Genomic DNA, 16,757 nt, shown 5'->3' on the forward strand with positions numbered 1-16,757 from the left:
TGTTGTGCTTTTAATTCTCTTTGACTCTTTTATTAGAGTAGGCCCAACGATACCCACCAGCCTTAGGCCTCTGACCTTTACATACCATAGTGATATTTGAACTGTTTATTTTCATTTTTCTCGAAGCATCTGATATCGAAATAAAAGTTTGTAGGACTTTGCCAGAAGTCGGATCAATCATATCTACAGCTTTTCGTTTAGCCTGAGTAGACTTCTCTATGCCACATTTTGGGCAACCTGTTGCACCATTTTTGGCTGTTCTTTTACCGATTGCAGCCTTATATGTGTTTCCACAGTCGGGACATTGCCACCATGCTTTATGGTCTGTTCCTGGCTGGAAGTGTTCAGGAAGTTGCTTTCCATTTTTAGTTTTGTGCCATTCTTTTGCAATTTCAGGATACAAGTATTCTAGAGAATTTATTTTAAGGTCAGTTTTATACTCTAAAATTTTAGGCCTATCTCTAGTAATATCTATATCTACAGAAGAGTCTAGCATCCATGTTTCTGAGAAGTTAATACGTCTAAGAACTTCATGAAGCATCATCTCTAGGTTCTTAGGTAAATACAGCTTGTCCGTGCTAAACATTTCATCCGCTATATCTGAAGCGATTTTTGGCATTTTTTCTCTTAGTCTTATGAGTTTTATCCCATTCTCTTTACAAAGTTGATATTTGCGCTGTTCTCGTTTGATTGTATTTTTATTATGCCAAGCTTCACCATCGTACTCAATTGCCAACTTAATTGATGGGATATAGATATCTAGTTCCATTCTCTCAAGAAAGTCTGCTGTGAATCTGTTTATTGCGTCAGGATATAATTCTTTTATGTAAAAGTAAGTAGCTTGCTCTGCAAATGATGTCTGTCTACCTCTGTTACATTTTGGACATTCTGTTCCGTGAGATCTATGTAGAATCGATGCCTTATATTCATGTTGTTTCGGGCAAATCCACCATACTTTCAGGCCACTACCATAGGTAACTTCTTTTGGATTAATATTTACATTTTTAGTTGGATGCCATTCTTGCGCCAAGTAGGGATGGGTTGTTTCTAGATCATTTTTACCTTCGATAACAACTTTATTAGCACATACTGGACACCCACGACCAAGAGATGTTCTATTTGCAATTTTAGCTCGCCAACTATGGTCACAAACATTGCATCTCCACCAGGCATACTTACTAGAGTGTGGAGAGAAGTCTGAAGGTAATTTGTTGCCATTTTTATCTAGGTGCCACTCTTTCGCTATATTGGGAAAATGTGTTTCTAGGTTTCTTTTCTTAATTCGTTTAGCGTTCTTGCATTCTTTACAACCCTGATAGTCTTTAATACTCTTTTTGACTTCTGACCCACATGAGCTACATTTCCAATTCACTAGATACCGAGAACCCTTCGGAAACATTTCAGGTGATAATTTCCCATTTTTATCTAATGCCCAGTCTTTTGAGATTTCAGGATGTGTTTTAAATATACTTTTATTAATGTCGAAGTCTTTTCTTCGGCGAGATGAACACTTACGACAACAACTTCCTTTAATTGCACGATGATAGATAGATGTTTTCCACTTATGACCACAAAGATTACAAATCCAAGCGGCTGTTTTATTACTACCTATTAAGAGTTTATTTGGATCTAGGTTTTTGTTTTCTTCAAAGTCCCACTCGTCCATTAACTCTGGTATATTGCATATATACTTCTTTTCAACCATTGTTTATTTCCGTCGAGATCTGATATTTATAGCTACTTTAAAATATTCTTCCTATGCCACTCAATATTCCCAGCACTTGGAAGTAATTCTTCATTTAGAATAAACCTCCCAATCGATTCACCAATATAAGGTGTAAAGAAAGTATCATTCTTACGATCAATTAAAATTGAGTCGCTAAGCTCTATTCTATAGTCAGAGTTAAGTGCCCAAATACCACGATCAAAAGTGTAGTGATGAGTAGGGCATAGAGCGAGGCCGTTATGTTCGTTGCAGTCACCGCCACGAGCTTTCCATTTGATATGGGCCGCTTCCATTGATAGGGCCGTGTTGTTTTTAAAGTTAATCTTTAATCCACAACAAGCACATTGGTTACCATATAGAGATAAGATAAGTTTTGGAAACTTTGGGTCTCTCTTCACTTTAGTTACTGTTGTCGTGATAGTTTCTTTTGAAGGAGCTTGAGCCTCTAGGTCAAAGACACCAAGTAGCTCCCAAAGAGTTTCATGTAGGCTATCTGGGAAGTTGTCTTCAGTTATATAGCGAATAAGGACATGTATATGAGCTTTATTATCTTTAAGTTTGTTATAGATCTCATCACTAAAGCCAGCTTTGAAGTTATTCTCTTTTGCACTTCCCGTAGGAATATCACCCTTGCTATTTAAGACAATGTTTGAGGGCTGAGTTGTCCAAAAAGGCATTGTCTTAGAGTCATTAGTTAGTCGCCAAAGAGGCTGAAGACAGTTTGGTTTTGTTGAGTACTTCGTAAATTCACTAATAATAGATTCAAGCTCTTCACGATCTCTATTGAATTCAATCCAGCGAACGTCATTTGCAGCTTTTACAAGCGCATACAAGATAGATATAGGCTTGTGAGGTGCATAATAATCTTTTGCACGTGCCTTGTTGATATTTTCGTACCACTGGATAAATTCTTCGATCATAGCTACATTATATCGTTTAAATAGATTTGATGCGATTATAAATTTCGAGTATTCTAGTTATATGAATTACTACGACAAGAACAACCAAGAATTCATTGATTCAACCCTAGAGCTAGATCTAACAAGTCTATACAAACCTTTCTTAAAAGAAGTGAAGTCTGGTGGAGCTATCCTCGACATCGGCTGTGGCCCGGGGCGCGACTTAAAGTATTTTGTCGATCACGGATATAAGGCAGAGGGAGTGGAGCCGAGCTCGAAGCTTGCAGGCTTTGCTCGTGAGCATAGTGGTTGTGTCGTACATGAAGGCTTACTTCAAGACGTGAGTATTGAAGGAAAGTTTGATGGAATCTGGGCATGCGCTTCCCTTTTGCATGTGCCATCAAATGAGCTTAAGGATGTCTTTTCAAAAATTTCAGATCTTATGAATGAAGATGCTGTTTTCTATTGTTCTTTCAAGTACGGAGAGTTTGAAGGTGAGCGCAACGGGCGCTTCTTTAATGACCAGACTCTTGAGACGATTAAAGAGTTCTTGCCTCAAGGACTTACGATCTTGAAGGATTGGGTTACTGAAGATAAGAGGCCTGATCGTGATGAGAGGTGGCTTAATCTACTTCTGTCTAAACAGTAAGCTTGTTTTAAACTCGTTATTTTAAGTACTTATAGTTAGAACTATAATGTTTTCATAAGTTGTTGATTTTGTTCAACTTTTTCTTCTTGTTGTCGATTATCTCTATATCAATATTAAATAACTTGAGGGAGAAAGATGGAAGCATTAACAGCGATAATTGTATTCTTAGTAATTACTGTATTTGTCATTCTAATTACACGATGGCTTGGAGCATGGATGTTAAGAATCAATGAAATCATTGAACTTTTAAAGAGAATTGATACTAAGCTTGATGATGAATCGAGAAAAAATCTTATCAGTAGTGACGTGTAAATGAAGATTCAATTACTCTTCTTAGTTACAGTGTCATGCATATCTCTAAGCACTTATGCAAACTCAAATTTAGATAAAGTAAAAGAAGCGATGATACGTCAGTCGATAATGCAATATTCTGGAAATTGTCCTTGCCCATATAACACGATGAGAAATGGCCGTCGTTGTGGCAAGCGAAGTGCTTATTCTAGGCCAGGTGGGGCGAGTCCGCTATGTTATAAGAGTGATATTTCTGACGATGCAGCGAGACGATTTAAAAATAGGTCTAACTAACGACCTATTTTTAATATGTGATTAGTAGAGGGATAAATGAAAGAAATAAGATTATATATAAATAAAAAAAATATCTATAAAATACTTACTTGGTTAGGATTTTTATTGTGTTTAGCAATTGTCTTAACAATGAATTACTTCTTAACGTACGCATTATTTACAAAATCTCTTAACCATAGTTATCCAACGGTTGTCTTCATTGTCTTAGTCTCTATTACAGGAGTGGTTCTAAGTTATAAATTTAGGCGAAAAGCCTTTGTTGTTTTGGTCATGTTATTTAATTTTTATACATTTTATGTTCACTCGGTTGGTCGCGAGGATGGTAACGATGAAAGGGTAGAAAAAGATCTTAGTTTTATTAGGTACAGTAATGAAACTTCCGTGTACTCAAGATTTATTAAAAATAAATATGTTGATATTAAAATGTTTGGAGGACGAGGGATACTCGAAGCAAGAAACTTTAAACAAGGTCTCCTGTTAAATATAGTTGAGTTAAAATGTGATGAGTTAGTTAAAAATATTCCTCTTTGTGTATTAAATAGAATGAATTATGTAAAATCACCTGTTGGGGGTGGTTTTATTTATAGGAATAACTTAAAGCAGTTGGGACATGAGATCAAGGAATATACAGAGAGTAAAGTTGTTATAAAAGAGAAAGACGAAGATAGTGAGACTACCTTAACCTTTGATAAAGAAAAGCAAACAATAGAACAGGTTGTTCATATCTTAAAAACTGGGGAAAAGAGAATAATGACTGCATTTAGAGAATCTGAGAGTACCAAATAATCTACACTGATTTTTAGACCGTTTCTTAGCTTTATTAAAATCGTAAAGAGCCGATAATCTATGCATGAAATACATAAATATCGCAATTCTTATATCATTTATTCAATTCGTAACGTTTGCAGCAACAGACTGCACCCACGATGCCAAGAACTTCCGCTGCGTAAAGTATGTGAAGAACTACGATGCGGACACGGTGACATTTGATATTCCAAATGTGCATCCGCTGATTGGAAGTCGAATCAATGTGCGAGTGAGTGGGGTGGATACGCCGGAGATTCGAACGAAGAATGCGTGCGAGAAGAGTAAGGGGCGAGATGCGAAGAAGATTGTGACGAATCTTTTAAAGCACGCCAAACGCATTGATCTAGAGAATGTGCAAAGAGGGAAGTACTTTCGCGTGGTAGCCGATGTGAAAATCGATGGCCAGTCGCTGTCATACTATCTTCTTAAAAATGGCCTTGCCTATGCTTACGACGGCGGCACGAAGAAGAAGGTGGATTGGTGTAAGTCGAATCGTGAGATTGCGTCGGAGAATTAGCTCTCATAGAAGTTCATAAATATTTCAGTTAGTTGTATTCTATAACTTGTTTTATTCATAAGCTCCTGATTTTGTTCATTTTTATGCCATAATATGTCGATGAGATCTTATATGAAAACATATTTACTATTCATTATTCTATTTGTTTCAATCACAGTAAGTGCTGGCCAAAAAGAGTCTCAAGATTCACCTGAGGTAATAATAACTGATGATTACTATATTAATATCGTTTGTGATGAAGAAAGAGCTGCTGAGAGTGTTACTTGTGAGTATTCTGGAGAGTCATATTTTAAGGGGGCTTCTGCAGTTTGGAAGTTTAATGGAGAATATGTCGATAAACCGAACTTTAAAATAGATCTTATAAAAGATAAAAATACAGTTGAGCTTTTTAGGAAGAATGGAAAGAGCGAAGCTTTAATGGACACATATGTATTCTATAGAAAGCATGTTGGTATAGAAAATAAAAATGGCTTCAAAGATATCCCAAATATTGTTTACTTTTGTGACCAATCTTTTGAAGAATCTATTGAATTGAAATCTCCTCTCGATAAATCAAAAGCTAAGGTTAAAGTCTTTGTTGAAGATAAGCTATTAGATGATTCATCCGTTAATATTCGAGATAACTTCGTCTTGTTTAAATTGAAGATGACCAAGAATAGACTTAACGTGAAGTTAGTTTATCTTGAGGGTGATCATAAGTCTGAACTCCATATAACTTATCTGAGAGGAGGTGGGAAGGTTAAGCTTTCAAAACCTTTTGATGCGAAAATTGCATATATTAGCTTTGTTGAAGAAGAAGTTGAGCATTGGAAAACCGTAACTCAAGAGATAGTAGGAGACGAAATTAGAAACTTATTTGATGGCTTTTACTTTGTGTATGTTGACGGTGAGACAGAGCTTGGAAAGTATATTCAAGTTGTTAATGGAAAAACTTCAGTGATTCATCAATTGCAGTTTAATCAATCGGAATATATCCAAAATTTGAGATTTAAGACTTTAGATAGCGCACCTATCATAAAAGGTGATGAGTTCACTTACAAATCAGGAACGAAAGTTCTTTTTCAAAAAACGAATATGGGCGATAGTGAGGGATTGTCTATTCCTTTTGATGTTAATGAGTCTATGAGGAATACGTTACTTTTTGTTATCATAAAGTCTAAGGGGAAGGTAGAGGTCCATCCTTTTGATTTAGGGAATAGGTATAAAGCAGCACATAATTATGGTTTTGAAGTTAATTCAATAGTTGAAAAGAATAGTGATGTCTTTATTTCGTACTGGTATATCAAGAAATGAATAAGGGGTTGAGTTGTCTTCCCTGATGTAGGGGCAACGAAATAAGCACCTTTAACAAATGTTTTTTTGTTATAAAGGAAATGTGAGAGGTTTATCTTGTTTTCACTAGAGAAATATTTAAAGAGAAAAGTTAAAAAGTATTTCCGAAGATCTTTGAAGGTTTCATTAAATCCAACCTTGAAAACAAAGAAGGGTTACGTGAAAAGACAAAAGATTTTTTCACGAAGCAAATACGAACATCGCGAGATAGCGGAAAAGACTCTAGGACGAAAACTTGAAGATGGAGAGGTTGTTCATCATATTGATTTTGTTAAAGATAATAATTGTCTAGATAATTTGTGTGTGATGAGCGATCGTGATCATCGACACTATCATAATTGGCATCGATGGATGGAAAAGAACAAACCTAATGTAGACCTATCTATTAGTTATAGAAAAAAGAAGCTAAGAGAGAAGTGGAGTGTAATAATTCTAGATGAGATAGATTTAAAGAAATAAACATATAGTATGCTATCTACAAGTAATTATTACCTTTTAATTTCATGTTAGAATACAGTTATGAGAGGGGTGAAGTCATTACTTGGAGAACTGAGGAAGCACTCAAAATTTGAGTGGTTGTTAATTATTCTTCTTGTTATTTATGTTTTTTCTATAAAGATAAATGAGTCTAAGCCATCTAGGCGTTATCCGGCTGGCTACCCGAGTCAGTTATTAATACAGCATGATTCTAACGGTGAGGTTTTCATATTAAATTAGAGGTCATATTGAAAAAACTAAAATATTGGCTTTGGGATGATGCTGAATATCCACCTGAAATATTTATACCTCTAGTATTAATACTAATTCCAATTGTAGTCTTATTTTTAATGCTGTCTTTTAATATCCTATTTTCATAGAGATGAGGGAAGAATATCTAGAAGTATTTTATTAAATGTATTCTTAGGATAATTTGAAAGAAAACCGATATGGAAATATGAACGAAAAAGTATACATGCTCCTATGGGTTTCCTTAGCAATCGTAGTTCCATTTTTTATTGCATACACACTTCTGTTATTTTCAAAAGCAGGTGAAATGGCCAAGGGGATAGAAGGAGGGGATGCTATTTATGTTGCTTCTGAAGTAATCGATATTGGAACGGGTGGCTTTCTTGGTCTTGTGATCGCTCTTCTGATCATATTGAAATCAATTGTTAGAAATAGAAAAAGATTAAAGACTGAGATTCGTATCGTTATGGCACTCTTATGCATGGTCGCAGGTAACGTTTTTTGTCTCTTTTGGTTTCGCTAGAATATATAAAATTATGGATATTGATAAAACAACAAAACATGCACAAGCTCGTTTCTTTTCTCGCTATGGCCGTGAGATTACGGTTGAGGAGTTAAGGTACATTCAAAATATGCTAAGGCATGAGTTAGATGATACGCAATATATTGGTCGAGTTAAGCGTGGAGAAGAGGACTCATATCTTAGCTGTTATCATGGAACCTATGAAGGAATTGAGTTCTTTGCCTTATGTGATCCGGAGACTCTAGTTATTGTAACTTTCTTAAAAGAAGATCAGATCAGCCATTTTGAAAAGATCGAACTCTGAGCTTGTTGCGCAGTGTTTACGTAAGGTTAATGAAAAAGCACCTGGATCATTACTACTAATAGTACTCTAAATTTTTAGCATTATACATTTCAATTAGTTAGACTTCGAATCTTGAGTTATATGCAAGTTCCTGATTTTGTTCATCTTTATGTCATAAAATGACGAGGAGTAGTTACACAAAAAAAAAAGAGGATTGAGGGGGAACGCAAAGAATATTTTAATTCTTGGCGGTGCCTTAATAATCTTCGTTGGGGATAAAAATGAATAAATATGTAAACACTATGAGAATAGTTACGTTAGTTTACTTAACACTTTTTTCAACAGTGCAAGCGGATAGTATCGACATAGGAAAAATCTTTAAACATAAATATCTTGGAGCAATTCATTGTTATGACCTTGATCTAAATTATTACTGTGGAAAGAAAATAAAGACCTATGACAACGATGGAAGGCCATTAGGAGAAGGGGAGGTTGAGTGCTTGGCAGTAGAAGGTGGGGGAGATACGACTTGCACAGCTGCTGTTTTAGAAGTTAAAAATCACGACAGTAACAATTATCTAATTAAAACTCTTCCTGATACTTGGATTAAAATTGAGAAAAGTCTCTTTAACAAAAAAGTAAAGAAACTCTACGACTTTTGGAGAACTCCTTATGAGAGTGAAAGTATAGTGTTTAACTCTAAGCTTGAAAATGTTTACTATGACAAAAAGCTAATGAAAACAACAAACTCTAGCGTGCTAAAGAAAGTCAGAGATGAAAAAAAGATTAAAACTATTGATGTAATAAAGATAAGAAATTCTAGCTTTATTGAAATTGGACTAAAAGATAGAACGTTCTTATATGTCCCGTTGTACCTCAAAGATGGAACAATTAGTGTTTGGCTTGATCCCGGTAGCTGTTAAGGAATAAGATATGAAAAAAAATAAAATCCTTCTCATTTGTGTGATTGTAAACTTATCAGTTTTGTCTCAATATTCGACACGAGCTGAAGATCAAATTATAAGTGTGTCTGATGAAAAAAATATTTCAAATACTCTTATGAGTAATTTCGATTATAAGTTGAATGAATATTTTGCTTATGTAAGGTTTAATGACGATGTTTATGTACGTGAAGAACAAAATAAGGACTCTCAATTTTCTGAGGATGAATTCGTATGCCTTGATTATAAATTCTCAGTTGTAAATGTCTTTAAAATATCAAAGTATGAAGTTAATCATGGTGGTTGTTCGAATGAAAGACGGTCTTTTAGTTTGTATTCAAATGTTGAAGGTCCTAGGAATAGATGTAGCTATTTATTTTCTACTAGAAGTAAGCTATTTAAAAAAAGCTTTAAGGACTTAGAGATGAGCAAAGAAACTGTTGATTGGTATGATGATAGTTTTCTGAATGGAGCATACGATAAGGATATTAAACTTACTCATGTTAAATATAATGAAGAGAGTCTTTCCTTTTATCGTAATGGAGCAACAGGCCAAATGTCTTATGTTTTAAATGATAAAAGACATTACTTAGGGGAGTCATTTTGTAATATTACTGATGAAAAAAGATTCTGTGATTATCGATATGAATTGGTAAATGCTGCTGATTTTGATGATGATGGAAATCTTGATTTTGTAATAGTTAAACATAAGAGCTTAAGTACAAGGAGACAGTCTGAAATTGATTCATATTATGAAGAAATAGAGAAGTTAAAGATAGAAATTGAAAAGTTAATTTCTGTCCAAGGGTCTACTCCAACTAAAAGAGAAATTACAATTAGAAAATATGAGGTAAATAAATTAAGAAAAGAATTAGAATCGATTAAAAGAAGAGTGAGAAGAGTCAAGAAAGAGAGTATGCTGCAAAATCGATTGATTACTTATTTGTTTAAAAGTAATAAAGGAGTTTTGGAGAAATACATGTTTCAACATTGATATTATATGTGGTTCCAGGAATTTTTTCTTTATGCGAGGTCAACGAAAAAGCACTTGGAACCATCGTTCTCTTTAATAAATTAAGTTTTTATCCTAGAACCAATCGTTTAAAATCGTATTATCATGAAAAAAGCACTCATCATCTATGCAACACGCGAAGGTCAAACCGAAAAAGTTGCACATAAAATTCGTGATCACTTTGTTGAAGCTAAGCTGGAAACCTCTCTTTATGATGCAAAGACAATAGGGAAAGTGAATTTAGAGGATTTTGACTTATTAGTCTTTGGTGGCTCCATGCATATTGGTGGGATTGAAAAAGAGTTGGTTAGCTTTATCAATGATCACAAGGAACAAATTGAATCAAAGCCGAATGCCTTCTTTCTCGTTCTTTTAAGTGCGGCGACAAAAGATCCTGTGTTAAGGGAAGAGTGGCTGAACGATGCCCGCAAGAGAGTCGACAAGCAACTTATAACAAAGTTTAATCGGATTGAAATGGTGGCCGGGGCACTAAAGTATTCCAAGTATTCATGGCCTATGAAGTGGATTATGAGAATGATTGCTAAGAGGGCCGGTGAAGGAACAGACTTTGGCCGTGATTATGAATACACTGATTGGAAGAAAGTTAAGGAATTTGCGTATAGTCTAATATAGGGTATAAATATACCATGGAAGGAAATGTAAGAGACCACATTGAAATAGGCGAGCGAGTTCGCATCGTCTTAAAGAAAGATCAGCGTACAGGTGAGTTAACAGAAGGTATCGTAAAAGATATCCTAACAAAGTCAGATTATCATCCACATGGGATTAAGGTTCGTCTTGAAAGTGGTGATGTTGGACGAGTTAAGGAAATCCTTGATTGATAAAGCTGGGACCCATATCGAAAAGTATGCAGGAACTTTTATATGAAAGAAAATTATAATTTAGACTTTTCAAAAAACTTAGCTATTAATACTTCCGAGATGGATTGGGTAAAATCTCCTTCACCAAATGTATTAAGAAAACCTCTAGAAAGAGAAGCTAAAGAATCTGGTCATACCACATCAGTCGTACAGTATTTACCGAATTCAAAATTCAGTGAACATTCACATCCGCTAGGGGAAGAGATCTTTGTTTTAGAAGGGGTGTTTTCTGACGAACATGGTGACTATCCGGCGGGTACTTATATTCGAAACCCTCCTGGATCATCTCATTCACCTTTTAGTCGTGAAGGCTGTATTATATTTGTAAAGTTGAATCAATTCTCTTCAGAAGATAAGAAAAGAATCGTAGTGGATACTAAAACAACTCAATGGCATCCAGGTCACGGAAATTTAGAAGTGATGCCTCTTCATCGATTTGGAACAGAAAGTGTCGCTTTGGTTAAATGGCCACAGGGTGAGAGATTTATTTCCCATACCCACTTTGGAGGAGAGGAGATATTTGTCTTAAGTGGTGAATTTCGAGATGAACATGGCGTTTACCCAAAAGGAGCTTGGCTTAGAAGTTGCCATCTCTCCAATCACCACCCTTGGGTTGAGAAGGAAACGATAATCTTTGTAAAAACTGGGCATCTAATTTAAATAGAAATGTACCCAAAACGTTTCTACGCTAATTAAAAAGTCTTAATCACCCTTTCGCGAGCTTCTGCGTCGAGACTACCGACACTTCCGATACGATGTACCTTTTTAACTTTTATACCGCAAAAGCCAAGTATGTCTCGTTTAAGGATTGTTGCGGCCGGGTCTTTTAGTAAGTAGCGTCTGTACCAGGCCGGCGCATCACTTAATAAGACAAGCTCTGCTGTTTTACCTGTGAGAAGCTTTTCTTGAACCATTTTTCCTTTGTGGAATTTGAAGGCAAAGCCAGGAAGAAGTGTTCTATCAAAGAAGCTCTTTAGGATTGCAGGATATGTTGACCACCAGATGGGAGTGGTGATGATAATATGATCACTTTTCTTGATTTGCTTTTGAGCGGATTCAAGGTCTGTTTCAAGGGTGTCGATTTTCTCTCGATCAGAATATCCCTTAAAGCTTATTTCAAAGTCTATCGTTGCAAGATTTAATAGGGTTACATCGTGGCCTTTAGCAAGGTGAGACTCATAGATTTTATTAGAGATACTTGTCGTAAAACTCTCGAGGTCAGGATGTGCGTTAATAATTAGTACTTTCATATGATTCTCCATTGAAATTTACTGTATTTTACAATTGGTAAATATATAAATAAAATGAATATTGATAATTACAGGTATTAATCATATGAATATTAGAAATTTTGATCTCAATTTATTAGTTATCTTTAAAGACTTATTTAATACGTTAAGTGTAAGTCAGACGGCAACAAATCTTGGCCTATCTCAGCCTGCTGTCAGCCATGCCCTTAATCGTTTACGTGATAGTCTTAATGATGAGCTTTTTATTAGAACAGCTCGAACTTTTATTCCAACTGATAAGGCCATTCAACTCGGCTCATTTCTGGAAACTTATTTAAATGAGCTTGAGAGTAATCTCTTTGAACAAGAGGGGTGGGATTCTCATAATTCTAGCAAAGAGTTTAGGGTTTCAGGGACAGCATTTGATTCATTTATGTGGGTTCCTAAGTTGATGGAGTCATTAGTAGAGAGCGCACCTAAGCTTAAGGTTACGATGAAAGGAATTGTTTTTGAAGATTTTTTAGATCGAATGATAAGAGGTGAGATTGATTTAAGTTTTGCTGGAAATCTTGATGAGATTAATAATTTTAGTATTGAGACTCTTGGTATCCACGACTTTTGTATTATTGCGAGTAAATCCAATTCTCAATATAAAAAGAAGATCTCGCTGAAGCAGTATTTAAAGGCCGGCCATGTTCTCTATACTCCAACAGAGAAGCCTGGTAGTGATATTGATAATTATCTTAGTAGCATTGGCGAAAGCCGAAATATATTGGTTAAGACTTCATACCTTAATTCAATTCCAAGGCTAGTAGAAAAGAGAAATATGTTATCGATGGTTCCTCTTGCCTATGGGAAAACTGTGGCAAAGTATTTTGATCTCAAGCTATATGATGTCCCTTTTGAAGTGAGTCCATTTAAGCATCAGATGGTTTGGCACAAGAGCCGCCAAAACTCTTCTTCTCATAAATGGCTAAGGGATTATATCCGCGATGGTTATTGGGACTTTATTCAAGAAGTCAGTTAAGGATTTTTACAAATATATGCTATGATTGAAAAAATCAAATTTAAGGAAATTAATGAGCAAGCCACAATTTATCTTCGTATGTACCAATCCTGGAAATGAAATACTTTTAAAAGAAGAAATTAAGATATTTTATCCTGAGTTAGTCTTCAGCTTTTCAAAGAAAGGCTTTGTGACATTCAAAAATACAGGTATTGAGTATGACCTAAAAACAATTTCTCAGTTGCAGCTAACGTTTGCTACTCGTAGTGGAATCTTCTTTGGGAAGTCGACGCCTGAGACTATCGTGCAAGATGTGAAGGCATCGGGACTTGATAGTGAAAACCATATGATTCATAGCTTTGAAATTGGTTGTGAAACTGATTTTGATGCAGCTAAGACTTTTGGCCGTGAGGTGAATGAGTATAGCGCCGAACGTAAGATTGTCATCGATTTAATTAGCTTAGGACCAAATGAAATATGGTTTGGGGCCCATAGTGTGGCCAACGGATGTACGCGCTATCCAAATTCAATTGTTGAGATAGAGACGCCTAAGGATGCTATTTCAAAGGGCCATTTAAAGCTTGCTCAAATCGTTAAGTTATATGCTGTGAAATTATTTAAAGGTGACCTTTGGCTTGATTTTGGTTGTGCTCCAGGTGGAGCGGCCCAATATCTTTTGGATAATGGTTGTAAGGTTGTGGGGATTGATCCCGCTGAAGTGAGTCCAGTAGTAGGTAAGCACAAGAATTTTACTCATATGAAAAGGTCTGTACAAGATCTCTCTCATGAAGATTTACCGGAAGAAGTGCGTTGGATTCATGCCGATATAAATATAAATCCAAAACAATCTATTAAAGAGGTCTTAAGACTTGCTAAGAAGTATAATCGCACACTTAAGGGAATCATTTTTACAGTTCAGGTTGTAAAGATGGAGTATATTGAAAATATCGAAGAGTTCGAAGATCAGTTTTACGATTGGGGATTTAATAATATCATTAGTCGCCAGGTTCCAGCGCATAAGAAAGAGTATGTGATTTTGGCCACTCGCTAGGAGTTGGTGAATTAGTCTACAAAAATCACAAATGTTGTAAGTATTATTTCTTTGCATGTTTTCATTATTATCAATTAGTTATAGCTGATAACTTCTTTTATTCTCAAATTCGAGTTTTTGTTCATTTTTATGTCATAATAAGACGAAAAGAATCACTAAAGGAGTAATGTTTTGAAGTTATTTATTTTTATCTTTATTACCTTTGTGTCTTTAAACTTATCTGCTCAGAATAATATACCTAAGGAAATTTTTATTACTTCAAGTTTCTACACTGGTGAAGCTGTTCTCACGATGCTTGATGAAAAAGTCATAGATAAAAAATTGGAAAATGAGATTGTAAATTATCTAGTGAAAGAGCAAGGCTTAAACTCTGATAAATTACATGAGCCTTATGTATTATCAGAGGATTTAACAAGTAAAGTATTAAAAAGTTATGGGATTGATGGAAAAGAAGATTCTCTTTTTATTTATCACACAAATGATGGACATACTTCTTCACATAGAGTTAGTGAATTAGGGAAGTTGAAAATACAATTTTTCCATGAAATGAAGTTTATCATTTCAAATATAGGCTTTTCTTTAAAAGGGATTGTTAAAAAAGGCGAAACTCCTCATATTGCATATTTTGGGAAAGAAAATATATTTTTAGAAAAAGAGTTAAATTCAGTTGTTTGGGATGAGGGGACTGAAGATATGCTTGATCTTGTGGAGCTATCGAATAAGAAGCATCTAGATAAAGATGTGAAGATAAAGAAATTTGTAACAAAGGATCTACGTTTAGATATGACAGATATTTCTTATAAAGGTTTAGATCAATTCAAGTATAGATTAAGAGTTTCTCGAAATAGTATTGATTTTTACGACTTTGATGCTGGCTCTGATTATTCATCACGTCCCTTTTATATATATGTAGGAAAACTTTTTAAGAATATTTCAGCTGTTGCTTTTATTGCTTCAAATGGCCTAGGTAAGTGTACAAGCCTTTTATATGTAGATGAAATGGATGAGTTAAATAAAGTTGAGCTAAGGTGTCCGGCACAAGAGTGTTAATGTGGATCTCTAGATCCTACTTTTCTCAGTAACACATCCCGAAAAGGTTTCTCGAATCTTTAGTTATTGATTTTGTGCTTTTCGTGATATACCCTAGGGGGGTATGTTGATAGCGTACGTTTCCATAGGAGAAATCATGAAATTATTTGTAGCTTTTATATTATCTTTTAACGTTTTTTGCCATGAGTTAGAGTATCAAAATTATCTAAAGCTTCAGAGTTCATTAGTTGAAGGCAATCTAAGTAATGCCTTAAAGTCTTGGAAAACAATGTGTGAGAAAGAACTTGGCCACTATGCTAAGGACTATAAGTATAATGACTGTGGCAAAAATATTGAAAATGTTAGTGCTTTAAGAGACTCATTTAAACTTCTTTCAGAAATCTATATTAAGAATGGAAAGTCTCTTGAAAATAGCGAGCTAAAGATTGTTAAATGTCCAATGGCAAAGGCCCGTTGGATTCAAAAAGGTTCTGCTATTAAGAATCCATATTACGGAAAGAAGATGCTTACTTGTGGTGAAATAGAGTCGTAAGAAGTATTACAAACTTCTTACTCTTTTATTTGATTTCCAAGCTTCTAAGAGGATTAAGCCGAAAGGCACCCACCAAATGAGATCATTAAAGATGATATTCCATCCAAACTTTAGAGGAAATACATCTTGCATGATTGAATGGATAAAACCGATAGGACCAAAGATCTTTCCAAGGAAGCCTACTAGAATAATTGGCCAATGCCTTATAGGGTTTGCTGCAGCAATGATATAGCCAAGGCCATAGACTGCGACGATCATTCCCACACATTGCCAAATTTGAGGGTAGGTTGGAATCTTTGCACCTGAAAGCTCAAAGGCCATGGCTGGAAAGAAGATCACCCAAGATCCCCATAGAATATTATAAAGGCCTGCTGCTATTAAAGTATATTTCATCCACTTCTTTTTCATTTTACTTTTTTCCCTTTACTCCATTTTAGAGATTATGATGACAAAAAGAAGAATACTTCTTGCTGTCCAAAAAACTGTACGGGCCCAATTTGAAAGAATTAGTTTGTCGATGCTTTGATCATCTCTTTTACTTCCTAGCTTCTTATGAAGAGGCATGCTTATAAAGAAAGTTATCATCCAGATAAAAATGAGAAGAACGAGATTGATGATAAAGGCGATGTCTGGTTGCTTGATTGTAAGAAGTGTTGCTGTTGCTAATTCACATAGCATAAGGGGCAATACGATGAAGCTTATGGACTTAACATGAAATGCACTAAATGAATGAAAGCTCTTTTCATCGATAAATTTGAAAGAGGGGTAGTGAACAATTTGCACCATCCAGATGACGCCACTCATGAGTAAGCATAGGGAAAAGTGAATAAGTGTTAACTCTTGCATTTCTAAGCTCCACGAAACTAATGATAAGTTTAAGTTGTCTTAAGTTCTTAATCAAGACTATGTGTATAGGCTTCCGCCGTCCTTTTTTTAACCTATACAGTTAAGACTTTGCGAAATCGTTTAGTAAGCTTTAAATGATTTGTGATATGGTATGAAGAAAAC

The 16,757-nt window shown here is 35.1% G+C and carries 23 protein-coding genes; 18 read left to right on the plus strand and 5 right to left on the minus strand.

Annotated features, from left to right (window positions below; genetic code table 11):
- Positions 1 to 10 precede the first annotated feature (10 nt).
- Positions 11 to 1,705 carry a zinc-ribbon domain-containing protein gene (locus ACMAZI_RS12310; RefSeq protein ID WP_412474179.1) on the minus strand — a complete coding sequence of 565 codons (1,695 nt, stop codon included), beginning with the start codon at positions 1,703 to 1,705 and terminating at the stop codon, positions 11 to 13.
- A 32-nt stretch (positions 1,706 to 1,737) separates the two neighbouring features.
- Complete coding sequence (locus tag ACMAZI_RS12315) at positions 1,738 to 2,646, minus strand: phosphorothioated DNA-binding restriction endonuclease (protein WP_412474180.1); 909 nt, start codon at positions 2,644 to 2,646, stop codon at positions 1,738 to 1,740.
- Between the two features lie 61 nt (positions 2,647 to 2,707).
- Between ACMAZI_RS12315 and ACMAZI_RS12320 the strand changes: the two genes are divergently transcribed.
- From ACMAZI_RS12320 to ACMAZI_RS12385, 14 genes are all read left to right on the plus strand, one after another.
- Positions 2,708 to 3,274 carry a class I SAM-dependent methyltransferase gene (locus tag ACMAZI_RS12320; RefSeq protein ID WP_412474181.1) on the plus strand — a complete coding sequence of 189 codons (567 nt, stop codon included), beginning with the start codon at positions 2,708 to 2,710 and terminating at the stop codon, positions 3,272 to 3,274.
- Positions 3,275 to 3,409: 135 nt separating this feature from the next.
- Entirely contained in the window at positions 3,410 to 3,586 is a 177-nt protein-coding gene (locus tag ACMAZI_RS12325) for a hypothetical protein (protein ID WP_412474182.1), read from the plus strand.
- Positions 3,587 to 3,859 (plus strand): hypothetical protein, encoded by a 273-nt coding sequence (locus ACMAZI_RS12330; protein ID WP_412474183.1) that lies wholly within the window; start codon positions 3,587 to 3,589, stop codon positions 3,857 to 3,859.
- A gap of 36 nt (positions 3,860 to 3,895) precedes the next feature.
- The gene (locus tag ACMAZI_RS12335; protein WP_412474184.1) at positions 3,896 to 4,645 is read left to right on the plus strand and encodes a hypothetical protein; all 750 of its coding nucleotides are present in this window, start codon (positions 3,896 to 3,898) and stop codon (positions 4,643 to 4,645) included.
- A gap of 64 nt (positions 4,646 to 4,709) precedes the next feature.
- A complete protein-coding gene (locus ACMAZI_RS12340) occupies positions 4,710 to 5,183 on the plus strand; it encodes a thermonuclease family protein (RefSeq protein WP_412474185.1) in 474 nt (157 codons plus the stop codon).
- A 111-nt stretch (positions 5,184 to 5,294) separates the two neighbouring features.
- Positions 5,295 to 6,476 carry a hypothetical protein gene (locus ACMAZI_RS12345; protein ID WP_412474186.1) on the plus strand — a complete coding sequence of 394 codons (1,182 nt, stop codon included), beginning with the start codon at positions 5,295 to 5,297 and terminating at the stop codon, positions 6,474 to 6,476.
- 198 nt (positions 6,477 to 6,674) lie between these two features.
- Positions 6,675 to 6,974, plus strand: a complete 300-nt coding sequence (locus tag ACMAZI_RS12350) for an HNH endonuclease (protein ID WP_412474187.1) — start codon at positions 6,675 to 6,677, stop codon at positions 6,972 to 6,974.
- 475 nt (positions 6,975 to 7,449) lie between these two features.
- Complete coding sequence (locus ACMAZI_RS12355; protein WP_412474188.1) at positions 7,450 to 7,764, plus strand: hypothetical protein; 315 nt, start codon at positions 7,450 to 7,452, stop codon at positions 7,762 to 7,764.
- 13 nt (positions 7,765 to 7,777) lie between these two features.
- Positions 7,778 to 8,068 (plus strand): hypothetical protein, encoded by a 291-nt coding sequence (locus tag ACMAZI_RS12360; protein ID WP_412474189.1) that lies wholly within the window; start codon positions 7,778 to 7,780, stop codon positions 8,066 to 8,068.
- A 260-nt stretch (positions 8,069 to 8,328) separates the two neighbouring features.
- Positions 8,329 to 8,970: a hypothetical protein gene (locus ACMAZI_RS12365; protein WP_412474190.1), complete on the plus strand. Its 642-nt coding sequence runs from the start codon at positions 8,329 to 8,331 to the stop codon at positions 8,968 to 8,970.
- Positions 8,971 to 8,980: 10 nt separating this feature from the next.
- Entirely contained in the window at positions 8,981 to 9,982 is a 1,002-nt protein-coding gene (locus ACMAZI_RS12370; protein WP_412474191.1) for a hypothetical protein, read from the plus strand.
- A 123-nt stretch (positions 9,983 to 10,105) separates the two neighbouring features.
- Positions 10,106 to 10,633, plus strand: coding sequence for a flavodoxin domain-containing protein (locus ACMAZI_RS12375; protein WP_412474192.1), 528 nt, complete (start codon positions 10,106 to 10,108; stop codon positions 10,631 to 10,633).
- Positions 10,634 to 10,647: 14 nt separating this feature from the next.
- Positions 10,648 to 10,842, plus strand: a complete 195-nt coding sequence (locus tag ACMAZI_RS12380; RefSeq protein ID WP_115361335.1) for a YwbE family protein — start codon at positions 10,648 to 10,650, stop codon at positions 10,840 to 10,842.
- 42 nt (positions 10,843 to 10,884) lie between these two features.
- Entirely contained in the window at positions 10,885 to 11,541 is a 657-nt protein-coding gene (locus ACMAZI_RS12385; protein ID WP_120404326.1) for a cupin domain-containing protein, read from the plus strand.
- 32 nt (positions 11,542 to 11,573) lie between these two features.
- Here the strand turns inward: ACMAZI_RS12385 and ACMAZI_RS12390 are convergent, their stop codons facing one another.
- Positions 11,574 to 12,131, minus strand: coding sequence for an NAD(P)H-dependent oxidoreductase (locus ACMAZI_RS12390; RefSeq protein ID WP_412474193.1), 558 nt, complete (start codon positions 12,129 to 12,131; stop codon positions 11,574 to 11,576).
- 85 nt (positions 12,132 to 12,216) lie between these two features.
- Between ACMAZI_RS12390 and ACMAZI_RS12395 the strand changes: the two genes are divergently transcribed.
- From ACMAZI_RS12395 to ACMAZI_RS12410, 4 genes are all read left to right on the plus strand, one after another.
- Complete coding sequence (locus ACMAZI_RS12395) at positions 12,217 to 13,137, plus strand: LysR family transcriptional regulator (RefSeq protein ID WP_412474194.1); 921 nt, start codon at positions 12,217 to 12,219, stop codon at positions 13,135 to 13,137.
- Positions 13,138 to 13,189: 52 nt separating this feature from the next.
- Positions 13,190 to 14,167 (plus strand): SAM-dependent methyltransferase, encoded by a 978-nt coding sequence (locus tag ACMAZI_RS12400; RefSeq protein ID WP_412474195.1) that lies wholly within the window; start codon positions 13,190 to 13,192, stop codon positions 14,165 to 14,167.
- A 171-nt stretch (positions 14,168 to 14,338) separates the two neighbouring features.
- Positions 14,339 to 15,217 carry a hypothetical protein gene (locus tag ACMAZI_RS12405; RefSeq protein ID WP_412474196.1) on the plus strand — a complete coding sequence of 293 codons (879 nt, stop codon included), beginning with the start codon at positions 14,339 to 14,341 and terminating at the stop codon, positions 15,215 to 15,217.
- A gap of 136 nt (positions 15,218 to 15,353) precedes the next feature.
- Positions 15,354 to 15,749, plus strand: a complete 396-nt coding sequence (locus ACMAZI_RS12410; protein ID WP_412474197.1) for a hypothetical protein — start codon at positions 15,354 to 15,356, stop codon at positions 15,747 to 15,749.
- Positions 15,750 to 15,755: 6 nt separating this feature from the next.
- On the opposite strand, the gene ACMAZI_RS12415 is transcribed toward ACMAZI_RS12410, so the two are convergent.
- Both ACMAZI_RS12415 and ACMAZI_RS12420 read right to left on the minus strand, forming a co-directional pair.
- Complete coding sequence (locus tag ACMAZI_RS12415) at positions 15,756 to 16,157, minus strand: alkyl hydroperoxide reductase (RefSeq protein WP_412474198.1); 402 nt, start codon at positions 16,155 to 16,157, stop codon at positions 15,756 to 15,758.
- Between the two features lie 15 nt (positions 16,158 to 16,172).
- On the minus strand, positions 16,173 to 16,595 hold the full coding sequence (locus ACMAZI_RS12420) for a hypothetical protein (protein ID WP_412474199.1): 423 nt from the start codon (positions 16,593 to 16,595) through the stop codon (positions 16,173 to 16,175).
- Between the last annotated feature and the right edge of the window lie 162 nt (positions 16,596 to 16,757).

This window comes from Halobacteriovorax sp. YZS-3-1, assembly GCF_047084945.1.
Lineage (GTDB): Bacteria > Bdellovibrionota > Bacteriovoracia > Bacteriovoracales > Bacteriovoracaceae > Halobacteriovorax_A > Halobacteriovorax_A vibrionivorans.